General features: G+C 72.9%; 16 protein-coding genes. 7 read left to right on the plus strand and 9 right to left on the minus strand.

Annotated elements, in window-relative coordinates:
- Window positions 1–116: 116 nt before the first annotated feature.
- On the minus strand, window positions 117–479 hold the full coding sequence (locus ACFYP0_RS11420) for a YciI family protein (protein WP_124860231.1): 363 nt from the start codon (window positions 477–479) through the stop codon (window positions 117–119).
- A gap of 242 nt (window positions 480–721) precedes the next feature.
- On the opposite strand from ACFYP0_RS11420, the gene ACFYP0_RS11425 reads away from it, so the two are divergent.
- Window positions 722–1,594 (plus strand): aldo/keto reductase, encoded by an 873-nt coding sequence (locus ACFYP0_RS11425; protein WP_091407870.1) that lies wholly within the window; start codon window positions 722–724, stop codon window positions 1,592–1,594.
- Between the two features lie 24 nt (window positions 1,595–1,618).
- On the opposite strand, the gene ACFYP0_RS11430 is transcribed toward ACFYP0_RS11425, so the two are convergent.
- Together ACFYP0_RS11430 and ACFYP0_RS11435 are read right to left on the minus strand one after the other, a co-directional pair.
- Entirely contained in the window at window positions 1,619–1,801 is a 183-nt protein-coding gene (locus ACFYP0_RS11430) for a hypothetical protein (RefSeq protein ID WP_355502308.1), read from the minus strand.
- Between the two features lie 53 nt (window positions 1,802–1,854).
- Complete coding sequence (locus ACFYP0_RS11435) at window positions 1,855–2,640, minus strand: esterase/lipase family protein (protein WP_355502306.1); 786 nt, start codon at window positions 2,638–2,640, stop codon at window positions 1,855–1,857.
- A 203-nt stretch (window positions 2,641–2,843) separates the two neighbouring features.
- Here ACFYP0_RS11435 and ACFYP0_RS11440 point away from each other — a divergent pair, with 203 nt between their 5' ends.
- Window positions 2,844–4,202 (plus strand): pentapeptide repeat-containing protein, encoded by a 1,359-nt coding sequence (locus ACFYP0_RS11440; RefSeq protein ID WP_355502303.1) that lies wholly within the window; start codon window positions 2,844–2,846, stop codon window positions 4,200–4,202.
- Between the two features lie 42 nt (window positions 4,203–4,244).
- On the opposite strand, the gene ACFYP0_RS11445 is transcribed toward ACFYP0_RS11440, so the two are convergent.
- Window positions 4,245–4,826 carry a TetR/AcrR family transcriptional regulator gene (locus ACFYP0_RS11445; RefSeq protein WP_124860222.1) on the minus strand — a complete coding sequence of 194 codons (582 nt, stop codon included), beginning with the start codon at window positions 4,824–4,826 and terminating at the stop codon, window positions 4,245–4,247.
- Window positions 4,827–5,048: 222 nt separating this feature from the next.
- Here ACFYP0_RS11445 and ACFYP0_RS11450 point away from each other — a divergent pair, with 222 nt between their 5' ends.
- The 4 genes from ACFYP0_RS11450 to ACFYP0_RS11465 all read left to right on the plus strand — a co-directional run bounded on the left by ACFYP0_RS11450 (window position 5,049) and on the right by ACFYP0_RS11465 (window position 8,595).
- On the plus strand, window positions 5,049–6,515 hold the full coding sequence (locus ACFYP0_RS11450) for an MFS transporter (protein WP_355502300.1): 1,467 nt from the start codon (window positions 5,049–5,051) through the stop codon (window positions 6,513–6,515).
- 97 nt (window positions 6,516–6,612) lie between these two features.
- Window positions 6,613–7,599 carry an SEC-C domain-containing protein gene (locus tag ACFYP0_RS11455; protein WP_356979629.1) on the plus strand — a complete coding sequence of 329 codons (987 nt, stop codon included), beginning with the start codon at window positions 6,613–6,615 and terminating at the stop codon, window positions 7,597–7,599.
- A 69-nt stretch (window positions 7,600–7,668) separates the two neighbouring features.
- On the plus strand, window positions 7,669–8,121 hold the full coding sequence (locus ACFYP0_RS11460) for a nitroreductase family deazaflavin-dependent oxidoreductase (RefSeq protein ID WP_355502293.1): 453 nt from the start codon (window positions 7,669–7,671) through the stop codon (window positions 8,119–8,121).
- A 66-nt stretch (window positions 8,122–8,187) separates the two neighbouring features.
- Window positions 8,188–8,595 (plus strand): hypothetical protein, encoded by a 408-nt coding sequence (locus ACFYP0_RS11465; protein ID WP_124860214.1) that lies wholly within the window; start codon window positions 8,188–8,190, stop codon window positions 8,593–8,595.
- Window positions 8,596–8,785: 190 nt separating this feature from the next.
- Here ACFYP0_RS11465 and ACFYP0_RS11470 read toward each other — a convergent pair whose 3' ends face one another.
- Complete coding sequence (locus ACFYP0_RS11470) at window positions 8,786–9,049, minus strand: DUF6244 family protein (protein WP_030489032.1); 264 nt, start codon at window positions 9,047–9,049, stop codon at window positions 8,786–8,788.
- 290 nt (window positions 9,050–9,339) lie between these two features.
- Here ACFYP0_RS11470 and ACFYP0_RS11475 point away from each other — a divergent pair, with 290 nt between their 5' ends.
- Window positions 9,340–9,897 (plus strand): hypothetical protein, encoded by a 558-nt coding sequence (locus ACFYP0_RS11475; protein ID WP_356979632.1) that lies wholly within the window; start codon window positions 9,340–9,342, stop codon window positions 9,895–9,897.
- A 3-nt stretch (window positions 9,898–9,900) separates the two neighbouring features.
- Here ACFYP0_RS11475 and ACFYP0_RS11480 read toward each other — a convergent pair whose 3' ends face one another.
- The 4 genes from ACFYP0_RS11480 to ACFYP0_RS11495 form a co-directional block, all read right to left on the minus strand.
- Window positions 9,901–10,335, minus strand: a complete 435-nt coding sequence (locus ACFYP0_RS11480; RefSeq protein ID WP_356979634.1) for a hypothetical protein — start codon at window positions 10,333–10,335, stop codon at window positions 9,901–9,903.
- On the minus strand, window positions 10,335–11,228 hold the full coding sequence (locus ACFYP0_RS11485; protein ID WP_356979636.1) for a hypothetical protein: 894 nt from the start codon (window positions 11,226–11,228) through the stop codon (window positions 10,335–10,337). The genes ACFYP0_RS11480 and ACFYP0_RS11485 overlap by 1 nt, the downstream gene beginning before the upstream one ends.
- A 2-nt stretch (window positions 11,229–11,230) precedes the next feature.
- Window positions 11,231–13,780: an FtsK/SpoIIIE domain-containing protein gene (locus ACFYP0_RS11490; protein WP_355502283.1), complete on the minus strand. Its 2,550-nt coding sequence runs from the start codon at window positions 13,778–13,780 to the stop codon at window positions 11,231–11,233.
- 97 nt (window positions 13,781–13,877) lie between these two features.
- On the minus strand, window positions 13,878–16,574 hold the full coding sequence (locus ACFYP0_RS11495; protein WP_355502280.1) for a hypothetical protein: 2,697 nt from the start codon (window positions 16,572–16,574) through the stop codon (window positions 13,878–13,880).
- Window positions 16,575–16,690: the final 116 nt, after the last annotated feature.

Below are 16,690 nucleotides of genomic sequence, written 5' to 3' on the forward strand. Positions count from 1 at the left end.
GGGCCGACCCACGACACCGGGTACGCCCCGGCGGCGGCCCGCGCTGGGCGCGACCGTAGCACCGGGAGGCGGGCGAGCGCCGTCATCATCACGACAGCCGCCGATGGACCGGCGGCTCAGCTGCCCGCCTTGACCAGCGGGAACTCCAGGGAACCGGCCGGGCAGAGGAAGGTCAGCACCTCCACCCGGTAGAGCCCGGCCTGCACCGCCGGGTCTGCCTCCAGCACGCTGCGGACATCGTCGACGCTGCCGGTACGGGCCAGCCCGAAGCCGATCGGCGGATCCGGCTCACGCGCCGGCCCGTCCACTGAGCCGGCGACCAGGACGATGCCGCGTCGCTGCAACGCCTGCATGTGTTCGGAGTGCTCGGCCTGCAACCGCTGCACGGTCTCGCCGGGCAGGGCCCGCCCGGCCGCGCCGGGATAGATCACGATGCACTCGTACGTGTCGAGCGCGAAGTTGACCTGCGGCACTCCCATGGGTGCTCCCTCCGCCGTCGCGCCGGAACGCACCGGCTCCGGCCAGCGTCGCACGGACACCCCGGTCGTACCGGGCGCTTCCCGGCAACTCGACTCGGCGCGCTGACGACGTGTCCGCGCCCACACTCGGCCGACCGGCGGCATGGCGGCGGGGTTCCGGGGGATGATCCTTCGGTGGTGGGTGGGCTCTTCACGCCCGCGCTGTCCACGCCCGCCACGACGAGACGATTGGGGATCGGGCAATGGCGACAAATATCAGTGAGCAGCCCGCGAAGGCGTCCGGCACGTACCGGATCGGTGGCGACGTCACCGTCAACCGGCTCGGCTACGGGGCCATGCAGATCACCGGCCCGGGTGTCTGGGGTGACCCGAAGGACCCGGCCGAGGCGGTTCGCGTGCTGCGCCGTGCGGTCGAGCTGGGCGTGACGTTCATCGACACCGCCGACTCGTACGGGCCGTTCGTCTCGGAGTTGCTGATCCGGGAGGCGCTGCACCCCTACGCCGATGACCTGGTGATCGCGACGAAGGCCGGGCTGAGCCGCTCCGGCCCCGGCGACTGGCGTGCGCTGGGCCGCCCGGAGTACCTGCGCCAGCAGTGCGAGCTGAGCCTGCGTCACCTCGGTCTGGACAGCATCCCGCTGTACCAGCTGCACCGGATCGACCCGAAGGTGCCGCTCGCCGACCAGCTCGGTGAGCTGGCGCTGCTGCGGGAGGAAGGCAAGATCCAGCACATCGGGCTGTCCGAGGTGAGCGTCGCGCAGATCGAGGAGTCCCGGGCGATCACCACGATCGCGTCGGTGCAGAACCTGTACAACCTCGCCAACCGCAGCGCCGAGGACGTGCTGGAGTTCTGCGAGCGCAACGACCTCGCGTTCATCCCGTGGTTCCCGATCGCGACCGGTGAGCTGGCCCGCCCGGGCGGCCCGCTGGACGCCATCTCCACCGCGCACGGCGCGTCGCCCGCGCAGCTCGCGCTGGCCTGGCTGCTGCGTCGCTCGCCGGTGATGCTGCCGATCCCCGGCACGTCCTCGGTGGCGCACCTGGAGGAGAACGTGGGCGCGGCCGACGTGCGGCTCACCGACGACGAGTTCGAGGCGCTCGCCAAGGCGAGCTGACGCGCCGATCCGGACGCCGTCGGCTCAGTCGACGGCGTCCGGACCGGGCTCCGAACCCAACTCCCGGGCGGCGCGTAGCGCCTCGGTCGCCTGGGCCAGCAGGCGAGCGGAGTCGGTCCGCCCGCTCACCTGCAACTCCACCTCGGTGTCCCCGGTCTGGATCCGGATGCTGGCCTCGGTGCGCTGCTGGTCGACCCAGGACTGCATTCGAGCAGCACCCGGTAGAGCGTGTAGAGGACCCCCGGCCGCACCGGAGTGGGTCAGAGCGCGAGGCAGTTGGGTCGCACCGGGCCGTCGACCAGAGCGCCGCGCACGATGGTGTACGCCGTGCCGTCGAGCACCAGACCGAGGTGCCCCACCACCCGCAGCGGGCAGTACGACTGGATCAGCACGTTCGTCGCACCGTCGTTGACGGCGGCGTTTCCGGTCGGGCGGACCAACTCGTCCTGCAGGGTGCGGATGGTGGTGTAGCGCACCGCGCCCGGGGTGTCGTCGCCGGCGTTGAGGTCGGCGAGGAACGTCGAGCCGATGGTCATCTGTTGGCAGGCCACGACGCCGGCGCAGCTGCCCAGGCCCAGGAACGCCACGATGTTGGCGACGTACGTGCCGTACTGGGGTGTGCCCAGGCTGACGTAGCGACCGACGGTGGCGGTGCCGCCGAGCCGCTTGAGGTAGTACCTGCTGACCAGGCCCCCTTCGGAGTGGGCGACGACGTCCACGCTCGCCGCGCCGGTGTTGGCGCGTACCTGGTCGACGTAGCCGGCGAACGCGCGCGCCGAGGTGGGGATGTCACCGAAGCCCAGCCCGGGTAGTTGGTAGATGAAGGTGCGGTAGCCGTCGGCGCGCAGCCGGGCGGCGATCGGCTCGTACGCGACGGCGACGCCGCTGAGCCCGCCGACCACGATCACGGGGTTGGCCGCCGCGGCGGCGAAGGGCGTCGTGGGGGCGGCGGTGGTGGAAGCGGGGGCGGCGGTCGCCGTGGCGGTGGACGCGAGCAGCGCGGCGGTGGCGAGGGCCAGGACGAGGGCGGTCTTTCGGAGCAGCATCGCTGCACCTCCGGGGGAGGCACCCGGCGAACCGGGCAGGTGGGTGGGGGTGTCCGGTCGACCGTGCGACGATCATGCCCGCAACAATTTAGAAACGTCAATGACTTGTTACGCGGCGGTAACCCGTTGTTCCGGCGGGGGCGTAAACGGTCATACCGCTCCGCTCCATATCGGACACCGGCGGTCGCTGGCATGCTGTGGCCGTGGCTGTCGACGAACCCACCGAGCGCGAGCTGCGGGTGATGCCGTGGTGGCTGGTCCTGGTCGGCCTGCTGGTCGCCATCGCCCTGGGCTGGCTGGTGCTGGACCTGCTGCTCACCGAGGCCGACCGGGCCAGCCAACCGGACACCCGCGCCACGCTGCGCATCGACGCGATCCGCACCGGCCTGACCGTCGTCGCCGGCACCGGCGGAGGGCTCGCGCTGCTGCTCGCCGCCCGACGCCAGTGGATCGCCGAACGCGCGCAGCGGCACCAGGAGAGCGTCGCCGCACGGGACCAGGTGCACCGGGACCGGGTGCAGGCGCACGCCGAAGCGGTGGCCGAGGCCGCGCAGCGCCACCAGGACCGGCAGTCCGGGGCCGCCGAGCATGACGCGGCGGAGCGTCGACTGACCGAGCTGTACACCCGGGCGGTCGAGCTGCTCGGCAACGACAGCGCGGCGGTACGCCTCGGCGGCCTGCACGCGCTGGAGCGCCTCGGTCAGGACAACCCGGGGCAGCGCCCGACCATCGCGGCGGTGCTCTGCGCGTACCTGCGGATGCCGGCGACCGACGGCGAACCGCGCGAGACGGAGGTCCGGCGCAGCGCGCAGCGCGTGCTGACCCGGCACCTGCGCGCGGACGACGCCGCGCACTGGCCGGAGCTGAGACTCGACCTGGCCGGCGCGGCGCTCGTCGACTTCGACGCCGCCGGCTGCACTCTCGTCGACGCGACCTTCACCGATGCGGTGTTCACCGGTACGACCACCTTCGCGGGGGCGACGGCGCGGGGCCGACTCCTGTTCGGTGCGGCGAGCTTCGGTGACGTGGCCTTCGAAGGGCTCGCGGCCGACGGCGAGGTCGTCCTCGACGGCGTTCGCGTCGACGGCGGGGCCAGCTTCGATGGTGCCGCCTTCTCCGGCGGTCTGTCCTGCCGGCGAGCCGGCTTCACGGGCCTGACCTCGTTTCGCCGGGTGACCTTTGGCCAGCCGACCAGCTTCGACGCGACCCGCTTCGAGGACGCCGCCTCGTTCCGGGAGGCCGTCTTCGACGGTGCCCTGTCGATGGAGCACACCGAGTTCGGCCGGTCGGCCAGCTTCCATGCCGTCCGCTTCACGAACATGGCGCTGTTCCGCTGGACGGTGTTCGGCGCGGAGGCGCTGTTCGACAGGGCCCGCTTCGTCGACGCCGCCAACTTCGGCCGGGCCCGGTTCCACAGCATGGTCAGCTTCCGCGACACAGAGTTCAGCCGGCCGCCGCAGGTCGAGCAGGCCCGGGCGGTGGCCGACAGTGGTCACCGCTGGCCGGAGGGCACGACAGTGGAACGCCTCGACGACGAGTGGCTGCTGCTGGTCGATCGTTGAGCGGCGGGGCGCGCGGTCAGCGCCGCGCGATCGGGCGGGGCGTCAGCGCGGCGTGGCTGGTGGGCGCAGGCCGTCCAGGGCCACGCCGAGGACCCGGTCACGCTGCTCGGGTGACGGGAACTGAGCCATGGTGAGGCCACTGATCAGCCGCACCACGTCGTCGAAGCCGATGTCGTCACGGACCACACCGGCGGCCTGCGCGCGACGCATCAGCGGCTCACCGGCGGAGAAGATCTCCGCCCGGCAGCTGGTGAAGATCTCGGAGTCGTGCAGCAGTTGCTCGGCAAGTGCCCGCTTGGTGGCGACGTACGCGACGAAGCGGTGCAGCCAGGCGACGAGCGCGTCCCAGGGTGGCAGCTCGGCCAGGCCCTCGGCGGAGTGGCACAGCGCCCGGACCTCCTCGACGTAGACGGCCTCGAACAGGTGCCGGCGGGTCGGGAAGTTGCGGTAGAGCGTGCCGATGCCCACGCCGGCCCGGCGGGCCACGTCCTCCAGGGAGGCGGCGGCTCCGTTCTCGGCGAACGCCTCACGCGCAGCCGCGATCAGGGCGTCGTAGTTACGCCGCGCGTCGGCCCGCTTGGGCCGCTGGGCGAAGACCTCGGGCGCCTGCCCCGGGCTGGTCATGACGTGCGTCACCTCACTCTATTTGCATCCGGAGGACGCCCTCCGCTAGCTTAGCGGAGGCACCCCTCCGGAATCCCGGAGGCCTGCCTCCGGTTACTCTACCTCGGGACCCGCCCGATCGCTGCCTGGCCACCCCGATCGCCCGGACCCCGACAGACCACCCCGTCACCGACGACGGGCGACAAGCCTTCATTCCCGTACGTAATCAGGGAGTTTTCTCTCGTGGCAGTGACCTCCCGACGCGGCTCGCGTCGGCTCACCTTCACCGTGCTCGCGGCCGGCGCCGGGTTCTTCGCGATGCTCCAGTCGCTGATCACCCCGGTGCTGCCGACCATCCAGCAGGACCTGCACACCTCCCAGAACACCGTGACCTGGGTCCTGACCGCCTACCTTCTCAGCGCGTCGATCTTCACGCCGATCCTCGGACGCGTCGGCGACATGGTCGGCAAGGAGCGGATGCTTGTCGTCTCGCTCGCCGCCCTCGCCCTCGGCTGCCTGCTGGCCGCCATCGCGCCGAACATCGGCATCCTCATCCTCGCCCGGGTCGTGCAGGGCATCGGCGGAGCGGTCTTCCCGCTGTCGTTCGGCATCATCCGCGACGAGTTCCCGGCCGCCCGGGTCTCCACAGCGGTGGCCGCCATCTCGGCCATCGTCGCCGTCGGCGGTGGCCTGGGCATCGTGCTAGCCGGCCCGATCGTCAGCACCCTGGACTACCGCTGGCTGTTCTGGATCCCGATGGTCGTGGTCGGACTGACCGCCGTGGCCGCGCACCTGTTCGTGCCCGAGTCGCCGGTCCGCACCCCCGGTCGCATCGACTGGCGCGCCACCCTGCTGCTCTCCGGCTGGCTTGTCGCGTTGCTGCTGCCGATCAGCCAGGGCGCCGCCTGGGGCTGGACCTCCACCCGGGTGCTCGGTCTGCTGGCGCTGGCAGTGGTGCTGCTGGTCGGCTGGCTGGTCACCGAACTGCGGTCGAAGAATCCGCTGATCGACATGCGGATGATGCGCCTTCCCGGTGTCTGGACCACCAACCTGGTCGCCCTGCTCTACGGCGCGTCGATGTTCTCCATGTACGCGTTCCTCCCGCAGTTCCTGCAGACCCCGACCGCCGCCGGTTACGGCTTCGGGGCGAGCATCAGCCAGGCTGGTCTGCTCATGCTCCCGATGGTCAGCGCGATGTTCGTCGCCGGCGTCATCGCCGGGCGACTCCAGGCCGTCTTCAGCGCCAAGGCGCAGCTCGCCACCGGTGCCACCTTCAACGTGGCGGCCTCCGCGATGCTCGCCACCGCGCACGACACCCGCTGGGAGGTCGCCATCGCCGGTGGCCTGGTCGGCCTCGGCATCGGCCTGGCCTTCGCGTCGATGGCCAACCTGATCGTCGCCAGCGTGCCCGCCAGCCAGACCGGCGTGGCGACCGGCATGAACGCCAACATCCGCACCATCGGCGGCGCGATCGGCGCGGCAGTGGTCAGCGGCGTGATCACCGCGCACCCGCAGGCCAACGGTCTGCCCCGGGAGGCCGGCTTCACGCTGGGGTTTCTCGTCCTCACGGCGATCGCCCTGGCCGCCGCGCTCGCGGCCCTCGCCGTCCCGTCCGCCCGGCGGCCGTCGGCCGGTCGCCGGCCGTCCGCCGCGACGATCGTCGAGTCGGAGCTAGCCGGCGAGTTCGCCACCATGCCGGCGACCCGCTGAGGGACTGCGCCGCGGCCCGGGCGGTTCGCCGCCCGGGCCGCGGCGCATTCCGGAGTACGCTGACCGCTTTCCATCCGTCGTTCCTCAGGAAGCGCCCATGCCCGAGTTGCTGACCGCCGACCGCATCGACGAGATCGGCGCCCTGGGCCTCAAGAGCCCTGACCCGGCCGCGTTCGTCGCCGAACTGGTGGGCGCCGTCGACGAGGGGCGGGTGGCGGATCCCGACGACACCGGGTACGCCCTGCTGGTCGCCGCGGACATCCTGGAACAGGCCGGCGACCTTGCCGACGCGCTCGCCCTGGCCACCCGCGCCATCGCCGAGCAGCCGGACGACAACGCGTACGCCCGGGCGGTGCGCGGCGGTCTGCTGCTGCGCCTCGGCCGCTCGGACGAGGGCACGGCCGAGCTGACCGCCCTGCGTCCGCTGCTGGAGACCGACCCCGCGGCCACGTACCTGATCGACGAGCTGGCCGAGTCCGGCCGCGCCGACACGGCGTTGGAGTGGCTCACCGGGGCGCTCGACGCGATCCTGGAACGGACCCGCGCCCAGCAGCACGAATCCGAGGACGCCCAGGACGAGGCCGCTGCCATGATCTACGGCCTGACCCAGCGGCGGCACGACCTGCGCGAAGAGCAGGGCCTCCCCCACGACGAGTACGACAACCTCGCCGACCGGCTGCGCGCCGCGAGCACCCACGCGCTCGACGCCGTCGACGACGGCCCGGCGACGCTGCTCTTCTGGCCGCAGGCCGAGTTCGACGCCCTGTTGGCGCGCTGGCCCACGCTGGTGGACAACTACCCGCCCACCTGGGACGAGCACCGCACGCAGTCCGAACGCGCCCTCGTCGGCGCTTCCCAGATGGGCGGCACCGACCTGGGCGTGGTCGTCGGCACGGTCGCCGACCTGGCGGCCTTCGCCGAACGCACCGGCAACGACCCCACCAGCGAGGAAACCCTCGACGAGTACGCCGACAGCCTCGACGAGGCAGGCGTGACCGCCTGGCCACCCGGCCGCAACGACACCTGTTGGTGCGGGTCCGGCGCCAAGTACAAGAAGTGCTGCCTGCCGCGCTCGCGCGGCTGACTGTTTCGGGTGCTCTGACCCCGACGTATGGTCGATGCGTCCGTTCGACTCGATGATGAAGGCGATGGCGTGACCACACACGAGCAGCACGAGACGGTCGAGGACAGCCCGGTCGGCTGGGTCGCCAGCCACATCCGGCGCTACGTGCGAACCGACGGCGCGGACGGCGGCACCTTCCACGGCGTACCCTCGCTGCTGCTCACCACCCGCGGACGCCGAACGGGCCAACTGCGCCGCACGGCCCTCATGTACGGGCGCGACGGGGACAACTACCTGCTGGTGGCGTCCAACGGCGGCGCGGCCAAACACCCCGCCTGGTACCTGAACCTGACCGCCGACCCGGCGGTGGAGATCCAGGTCGGCGCGGAGCGGATCACGGGTCGGGCCCGGACCGCCACCGGCGAGGAGCGCGTCCGGCTGTGGCCGGTGATGACGAAGGTCTTCCCGACGTACGCCCGCTACGCGAAGGGGACCGACCGCGAGATCCCGGTCATCGTCATCGAACGCGCCGCCGATCGATGACGGTGAGTGCCGGCGCACGCTAGGGTGACGGTAGGTAAGCACCCCACTCCGGCAAGGAGGATCGTCGTGCGCCGCATCATCACCACCATCGCACTACTCGGGCTGTCGCTCTCCGTCATGCTGGCGCCGACGCCAGCGAGCGCGGCGAGCAGCGTCGACGTCACCTCCGCGACCCTCGTCGCGCGAGGCGTCGCCGTCGACCTGACCCTCACCGTGGTCTGTCAGGCCGGCATGTCCGGCGCCACGAACCTCACCCTTCGACAGCGGTCGGGCGACCGGGTGGCACACGGAACGGGCTGGGCCCCGCTCCGCTGTTCCGGTGAACCCCAGGCCGTGACGGGGCGGGTGTTGGCGGATGCGGGTGGCTTCGCCTTCAACAGAGGCGTGGCGCTCGCCAGCGGACACTTCGAACTGTGCGAGCAGGAGAACTGCGAATTCCTGGACTTCAACAACACGGTCCGCGTCACCCGCTGACCCGACGGCAGAGCCGCCGCTGCACGCCGCCGAGAGGGCGCCCGATGATCAGGTGATGAAAAGAAGGTCGAAACTACGTCCGACACCTACTTTTCATCACCTGATCACTGCCTCCGGGAGGCTGTGGCGAGGAGATTGGCGGCGACCACGAACACAGCAGTCACGCCGCCCGCAGTATTCGCCCCCGTGGTCAGTTTCCCAGCGCTCGAACCTTGGCGATCGTCTCCTGCACGTGCTGCTTGGCCGGGTCGCCACCCTGGGACGCCTGCGCGAGCGCCTGGCGGTAGGAGTCGATCATGCCGACCAGAGGACCGGCAGCCACACCCTCCAGCGCACCGGCGACGAGTGCTCGCGCCTCGGCGGCGTCCTGTGCTGCCGCTGCGGTCTTGGCCTTCGCCTCGTCCAGCTTCTGCGACGCCGCCGCCAACCTCGCGATGATCTGTGCTGCGCTCACGCGCACCTCCCCGTGATCGACCATCGCCTCCACCGCCGCACCGGCAGAGACCACATGGGAGCGTACGAGATCCGCGCACCCAGCGCGACCGGCCGCTTGCTCCCGCGTCACCTCGTGGGCAACAGTCGCCCCACACGAGCGGCTCTGACGGAGTTTGCCCGCAGGAGCCCGCCACCGACGCCCCTCACCAAGCCCTCGATCCGGCAGGCCGCGACGCCGGGCAACGGGGACCACGCCGGAGCGCGAAGCCTCCTAGACTCGGTGGCAGCTGGCTGAGGGAGTGACGGGGCTTGACGGTTCAGAAGACAGACACGACGTCGGCTGGTCGTGGTCGCCGGGCTCGCGCCATTGGGCTGTCCGGCGGTCTCATCGGGCTTCTCGCCCTCCTGCTCGTCGTCTCCGTCGCGACCGGTGACGGGCAGAGCATCCTCAGCAGCCTCCAGTCATCGTCGTCGGCAACAGCCGCGCCCAGTCCGACCCCGGAATCTCGGGCAGCCTCCTACCGGGCCTGCATCGCCAAGACCAAGGGCCACGACGCGTTGGTCTTCTTCCAACGGGACATCCCCGAGAGCCGGTGGGGAGAACCGCTGCGGGGCACCGCCTCGACGACCAGTGAGCCGTACGTGCTGTGGCTCTTCGACGCTCAGTGTGAACCGCACCGGGCGATCGAGGTGCCACCGCGAACCAGTCGCACGTTCAAGGCCCAGCTGGGTCAGGTCTGGTACTACGCCGAGGCGTCGGCGGGGCAGCCCGCCGATGGCTGCGCCTGCCGCGTCTTCAGCCCTTCGAACAGCGGCGCCGAGCAGAGGTTCAGCGACGCCGGCAGCATCACCTACCACCTGGACTAGGGCCTACAGCAGGCTCCCGTGGGCGGTGACGACCAGTCGCCACTCCGGTGTTCGGAGGGTTCGCAGATCCGGGGCCACGACAGGCTCGCCGCCGGGCGCGCAGACCCCGTACACCTGCGGCGCGATCGCCTCGCTGAGAAGGTGGTCGAAGTAAAACGAGCCTTCGAAGCCGAGCCAGACCACGGTGTCACCGGCGGCGCAGGCGACCCGCAGGCAGTGGGCCAGGTAGCTGTGCAGGAGGGGTGGCAACTCGTCGAAGACCAGGTCGTACTCGGTGACGCGGGCGTACGGATCGTCCCGCTCAAGGGGATACGTCTGCACCTCGAGCGGCACGACGCCACCACCGGCGAACTCCGGCACCCGGGTCGGGACGCCCGGCACGAACACGCTGACGACAGGCTGCGCGGCGAAGCGCAGACCGGACGCCAGGTCGGTCATCAGCGCAGGCCGCGGACCAGCAGCAGGTACGCGCAGTAGGCCATCGGCACCACCAGGAAACAGATCAGGAACCCGAGCGGCAGGTACCGCGGCGGGGTGCCGGCGACCATGGCTGGCCGCCCCCAGCGGCCCAGCACCAGGTAGCCGCCGAAGAACGCCACCGCCGGCAACCCCGCGCAGATCCACGCGCCGAGGGTGAACCCGTCCACCAGACCGACCCCGGAGGCGAGCACCAGCATCAGCACGAGCACCCCGGCCGCCGCGCCGCACCCGGCGTAGACGGCGACCGCCCGCGCGAGCGGCGACCACGTCGGCAGCAGCGCCGGCCGCTGGGCCAGCAACTCCGCCTGCTGCCCGTGCCGGTCGGCCTCGTCGGCCATCCGCCGGGCCAGCTCCAACTCCACCGCCGGGTCGGCCGCGGCCGCGCGCTGCGCGGGCACCCCGCCGCCCGCCGGGCTCACCGCCGTCGGCAGCGCCAGCCGCGCGTCCCCCGCCGGCAGCTGGGGGTACGCCTCGACCCCCGCCCGCCCCGCCGCGCCGGCTGCGCCGGCGGGTTCCCCGTCCCCGGTTCCGGGTACGGCGGCAGCGGAGGGCGACCCGGCGCCGGACGGCGGGGCGTGCCAGGCGGCGGTCTCACCCGGCGTCCCCGTCCCCTGACCCGCGCTCGGGCCGGGGGGAGCTGCGGGGGCAGGGGCAGGGGGTGGTTGGTCGACGCCGATGGCTCGGCCGAGCTGGTCGAGGCGCTGCCCCTGGGCGGTCAGCCGCTGCTGGAGGTAGTCGACGGCGGCGTGCAGGTCGCGGCGGCGCGCGGACTCGGCGGCGGCGTGCTGTTCCCCGGCGCGGTGCTGGGCGGAGAGTTGTCGGGCCAGCGCCGCGTACTCCTCGAAGGACACTGTCACCGCTCCCCGTCGGGGTCGTCGTGCCCGTCGCCGACGAACGGGACGATCAGCCGGGTGCGCTGGTCGTGCCGGTCGATCAGCAGCGCCCGGTCGGGGCGGGGCGTGTAGGCCAGGTCGTGCGCTCCGAGGTGCAGGGCCAGCTCGGCGCCGGGCACGTTGAGCGCGACCAGGCAGGCGACGTCGTCGCGGTTCTGGCTGCCGCCGAGGTCGTCGGCGAGCCGGCGCAGGCCCCGCCACCAGCCGAGCAGGTGCACCCCCTGCCCGGGGCCCTGGCGCAGGACGGTACGCAGGTCGTCCAGGCCGGAGCGGAACGTGCCAGGGTCGGTGGCCCCGAGGACGGACGCGGCGGCGTCCATGCCGAACACCACGAGGTATTCGCGGCCGATGGGCTCGGCGGCCAGCGCGGCGATCCGGTCGCGCAGCCCGGCCGCGTCGAGGCGCTGCACCGGGTGGCCGGCGGCCCGCAGCAGCGTTTCGGTGTCGTCGGCGACCGGGTCGGCGACGGTGACCAGGCAGGCCAGGTGGAAGCGGGCGTCGCCGGGGGCGTGCTGGCGGGCCAGGCTGAGCGTCGCGGCGCGCAGCACGTCCGCGCCGGTCGGTGCGGTGCCCACCACGGCGAGGTGCCGGCCGGGGGTGGTGTCCATCAGGAACAGTGCGGTGGTGCCGTGCACGTCGACGGTTCGGCCGACCAGGGCCATCGGGCGTCGACCACCGGGGCGCAACCCGGCGAACGTGCTGTCGTCCTCGATCCGCGCGGCTTCGTACCCCTTGAAGACCGCTGGGGCCCGCGAGCCCGGCGGGCGGGCGTGCCACAGGTCGTGGCGTAACGCGGCGAGGTCGGCCGCGGCGGCGTGCGCGTCGGGGAAGCGCAGCACGGTGTCGGCGCCGACCGCGCCGGCGGCGGTGTTGACCACGGCGGAGCCGACCGGCAGGGCCGCGGCGGCGTCGTTGAGCTGGTCGAGCACCCCACCCCCGCCGGGCAGCGCCACCCGCAACGCGAACTGCCCGAAGATCGCCTCGGCCCGCCCGTAGAGGGCTTCGATGCCGGTCATGCTCTGGCTGGCGAGCACCAGGTGGATGCCGTACGAGCGGCCCTTGCGGGCCAACTCCTCCAGTAGGTCGACCGACTCGCGGGCCAGCGCGTCGTTGCCGGCGAGCAGCACGTGGAACTCGTCGATGACCGTCACGATGCGCGGCAGCGGATTGTCCCGGGGCAGGTCGGCGAGCTTGGTGACGCCGTGCCGCTTGAGTGCGGTGGCCCGGCGTTGCGCCTCCCGGCGCAGCTCGCGCAGCACGGCGAGACCGTACTCGCGGTCGGACTCGATGCCGACGGCACGGGCGTGCGGCAGCCAGGACGGGTCCCGGCCGGTGGGCACGAACTCGGTGAAGCTCACGCCCTCCTTGAAGTCGAGCAGGTAGAGCTGCAACTCGGCGGGCGAGTAGCGGGCGGCCAGCCCGTAGAGGACGTCGAGGAGGAACACGGTCTTGCCGGCGCCGGTGCGCCCACCGACCAGCCAGTGTGGGGTGGCGTCGTCGAAGGCGAGCGTCAGCGCGGTGCCGAAGGCGCCACCGCCGCCGGCCCGGCCGATCACCGTACGCAGGCCGTTCCCGGCGGACTCGGCCCAGCGCCGTTCGGGCAGCAGGTCGGTGAAGGGCAACGCGTCGGCGCGACGGGTGGCGGTGCCGAGGTGCTCGGCGAGCGCGCGGACCGAGGCGGGCGGCGGGTCGCCGTCGAGCAGGACGGGTGCGGCGAGCCCGCTGCCGTCGGCGCTGAACGGGGTGCCGGGTGGGTCGCCGACGTGCGCGTACCCCTGGTTGAGCCGGACCGCTGTGGTGCCGCCCAGCGGCGGCGCGGTCTCGCCGGGCAGCCGGGACGGGTGGCCGGCGAGCAGCACGCACACGGCGGCGGCCGGGCCGGCGTGGGTGAGCGCGGCGAGCCGGGCAAGTTCGCGCGGCGGCGGCGCAGCGGTGGCGACCACCACCAACAGGCGACGGGCGGCGGGCTGACCGTGCTGCGCGGCGCGGGCGTGCTGCTCGGCGGCGTCCAGCAGCGCGGCCACCTCGGCCTCGCCGGTGGCCGGCGGGTCGAGCACCCCGGCGTCGAGCAGTGGTCGCAGCGGGCCGAAGGTGGCGCCGAGCGCGGCGGTGTCGATGCCGGCGACGCGGACCTGACCGGGCGGCGCGGTGGCGACCAGCCGCAGCACCAGCGCCCGCAGCAGCCCGGCGACCTGCGGGTCCCGGGCGTCGGTGTCCAGGGCGAGGTGGTGGCCGCCGCCGAGCGGAACCAGCACCGGAAAGGCGCCGTCCGCTGTGGACGCCTCGCCGATCCGCACCGCGGCCGGCTCGTCGGTCAGCGGCGTGACACCCGGGGCGGGGGTTGCCAGGGCACCGCCGAGGCGGGCGAGGCGGGTCACCAGGTCGTCGCCGCCGACCGGCGCGACGGCGGTCGGTGTCGCCCCCAGGACGCTACGGGCAGTGTCCAGATGCGCGCGAGCCGCCCGGTGGGAGTTGACCGCCTGCCCGTACGCCGACGCGAGCCTGCCCACCCTCTGCCCCCAACGCCACGGCCGTCTGGTCCCAGGAACCCTAACGGACACCGGCGGCACCCGGACAGTCCTGCGAGGACGTGTCACGCCGGACCGGTCAGGCGGGGCCGCACGCCACCGGACCGGACGCGTCGGCCGCTCCGCAGCGGAACACCTCCACCGGCGCCCTCGCCACGTCGGGCACCTGCTCCACCCGCATCAGGGCCAGCCGCTTGTCGACCGGCTCCCCCGAGTCGGGCGTGAACCGGATCAGCCCGGCCACCCCCGGGTAACCCTGCCCGGCGTTCTGCCGGAGCACCTCCGCGTGCACGCCCACCGGGTTGACCGAATCCGGCTCCCAGCGTTGCCGGGGTTCGGCGTGGTGCAGCCGGGCGGCGAGGCTCTCCACCGCCCGGACCAGCATCATCGACGCGTCGTAGGCGAGGCTGACCCGCTCGCCGACCTGCTCCTCGGAGCCCGGCCGGCAGCGTGGCGGGTCGAGCAGGTCGTCGGCCTGGATCCAGGACAGAAAGCTGGCCCGGGCGTCGTCGTCGCGCCGGTCCTGGGCGGCCCGCAGCACCGCGCAGGTGGCCAGGGACGCCTTGGAGACGTACGTGACGGGCAGGTTGCCGGGCGCGGCGGCGCGCAGCCCCGGGTTGGCCATGTACCGGTTGGCCGAGTCGTCGGCGACGAGGTGCCGGGGCGGGTTGCCGCCGCACTCGCGCAGCGCCCGCAGGAAACCGTCGAACTCCGACCATCGACCCGCGTAGAAGAGCATCCCGGGGTAGCCGCACTCGTCGGTCAGCCGCCGCCCGGTGCGCCACTCGTCGAGGCGGGTGATCCGGGGGCCGAACTGTTGTCGGAGCCCGTCGACGAGGGTGCCCACGTAGAGGTCCTCGGTGAGCGAGCTGCCCTCCAGGGTGGTGTAGAAGACGTGCGCCTCGTTGACCTTCAGCACCTGCCTGGCGTACGCGTCGACCAGCTTCACCTGGTCCTTGTTCGGTGCGGAGATCTGCAGGTAGAGGCGGGAGTTGGCGTCCATCTTGTCGGCGGAGAGGGTGGGCGCCAGCACCGGCAGCCCGACCTGGTTCAGCTCGCGCAGCGCGCGTGCGGTGCTGGTGCGGCTCTCCACCAGCCCGACCACCCCGAGCACCGTGGGGTCGTCCCGGGCCAGTTCGGCCAGCATCGCCACGGCCCGGTCGGCGTAGATCATCTGGCGGCCACCGTTGGCCACCACGATCCGCAGCAGCGCGGCGCCGTCGGCGCCGGCCGACTCCTTCAACAACGCGTACTGGGCGGTGGCCATCCCTTCGAGCTCCTCGCGCTCGGAGACGTACGACTCCTCGTCCGCGCGGGTCCGGTTGCCGGTGAGGGTGCCGAGGTAGACCAGGGTGAGGAAGGGCCGGCGTCGGTCGCTGCGCTGCCAGACCTCCTCGGCGGCGCGGTTCTGCGCGAAGATGCGCTCTTGAACTGTGCGCAGCCGGTCCTGACCGGGGTCGTTGTTGAACACCTGGGCGGCGCTGTCGCTGTAGCCGACACACTCGCCGCTGCCGACCACCTCGACCGAGACCTGGCCGGTGAGCGAGGGGTGACAGCCCGGCCCCCACCGGCTGGCCACCCACAGACCGAGCACCGCCACCAGCACCAGGCAGAGCGCTGTCGGCAGGAAGCGCCGCGACCACCACGGCGGGTCGGGCGCGGAGAAGGGCCGCAGCCCGCCACGTGACGGTGGGCCGGTGTCCGTCTCGTCGGGACGCAGCGCCACCAGCCAGGTGGCCGGGCGGCGCAGCCGTCGCATCTCCGGCAGCGCACCGGCCCACTCGTCGTACGCCTCGTCGGCCTCGGTCAACGGGTGCGGTTCGGGCAGGTCCGGTGGGGGTTGCCCACCGGACGCGACGATCAGCAGCGGGTCGTTGCGGCCGGTTTCGGTGCGGACGTCGCCGATCAGGCGGACCAGCTCCCCGCCGACGTTGCCGGGGGCGACGTTGTCGATCAGCAGAGCCGGGTACGCGGTGCGCCGCCAGTCCGACGGGCGCCACGGCCGACGCCGGTACGCCTGCCGCAGGTCCTCCAAAAACGCGTGCAGCAGCAGCTTGTTGACCTGGTCGGGTTGCTCCCCGTCGCGCCAGCCCGCGGTGAGGCGCTCGGCGAAGCCGAGGAAGGTGACCGACTGCCGGGGCGCCAGGTACTGCTGGCGCATGAACCAGTTGTAGTGCCGCCCGAGCACCGGCACCCGACCGGAGACGGCGGCCCGGAAGACCACCCCCGGCACGGCGCGACGGACCAGCCAGAGCAGCACCTGCGAGACGATGCTGACCGCGTCGCCGCCGGCGGGCAACGCCTCCGGTGTGCGCGGGCCCTTGCGGTCGCGCAGCCGGCGGACCAGGGCGGCACGGCTGTCGTCGGCGTCGATGCCCAGACTGAGGCTCTGCTGCATCAGCCAGTCGGCGAGCGGATAGTGCCGGAAGCGCAGTCGGGCGGCGCCGAAGGCCTCCAGGGAGAGCTGCCGGTGCAGCTCGCGCAGCAGCGCCGGCACGTCCCCGGCGCCGGGCGGCGCGTCGGCGTCCAGCACGGCGTGCGGGACCCGCCGCCGGGGGCCCTGGCCGAGGAACCGGCGCAGCGGCACCATCAGATCCGCGGTGTCGGAGCGGACCAGCCACAGCAGCGGCAGCCGGCGGTCGCCTCGGCGGGGTCGCCGCAAGAGCCGGGCGAGCAGCGCGAACAACTCCAACCCGCCGGCCGGGAGCCGTTCCCGACCCGTGGTCGACTGCCTCTGCCCGGTCAACTCCCGCCCGGGAACCTCCGACCGTCGCATGCATCACCTCCGATCCCACTGAGTGTGACGCATCGTGTACAGGCGTTGAGCCGGCCGGCGGCCGAGTGCCCACAGGGGACGCTCGACCGCCGGCCGGTACGGGTACGACGGTGTGG

This window comes from Micromonospora arida (genome assembly GCF_042873195.1).
Taxonomy (GTDB): Bacteria; Actinomycetota; Actinomycetes; order Mycobacteriales; family Micromonosporaceae; genus Micromonospora; species Micromonospora arida.

Bases quoted from the DNA above. Each gene is read 5' to 3' on its own strand.
- ACFYP0_RS11420 (WP_124860231.1), bottom strand. From the start codon at position 479: ATGGGAGTGCCGCAGGTCAACTTCGCGCTCGACACGTACGAGTGCATC.
- ACFYP0_RS11425 (WP_091407870.1), top strand. From the start codon at position 722: ATGGCGACAAATATCAGTGAGCAGCCCGCGAAGGCGTCCGGCACGTAC.
- ACFYP0_RS11430 (WP_355502308.1), bottom strand. From the start codon at position 1,801: ATGCAGTCCTGGGTCGACCAGCAGCGCACCGAGGCCAGCATCCGGATC.
- ACFYP0_RS11435 (WP_355502306.1), bottom strand. From the start codon at position 2,640: ATGCTGCTCCGAAAGACCGCCCTCGTCCTGGCCCTCGCCACCGCCGCG.
- ACFYP0_RS11445 (WP_124860222.1), bottom strand. From the start codon at position 4,826: ATGACCAGCCCGGGGCAGGCGCCCGAGGTCTTCGCCCAGCGGCCCAAG.
- ACFYP0_RS11455 (WP_356979629.1), top strand. From the start codon at position 6,613: ATGCCCGAGTTGCTGACCGCCGACCGCATCGACGAGATCGGCGCCCTG.
- ACFYP0_RS11480 (WP_356979634.1), bottom strand. From the start codon at position 10,335: ATGACCGACCTGGCGTCCGGTCTGCGCTTCGCCGCGCAGCCTGTCGTC.
- ACFYP0_RS11495 (WP_355502280.1), bottom strand. From the start codon at position 16,574: ATGCGACGGTCGGAGGTTCCCGGGCGGGAGTTGACCGGGCAGAGGCAG.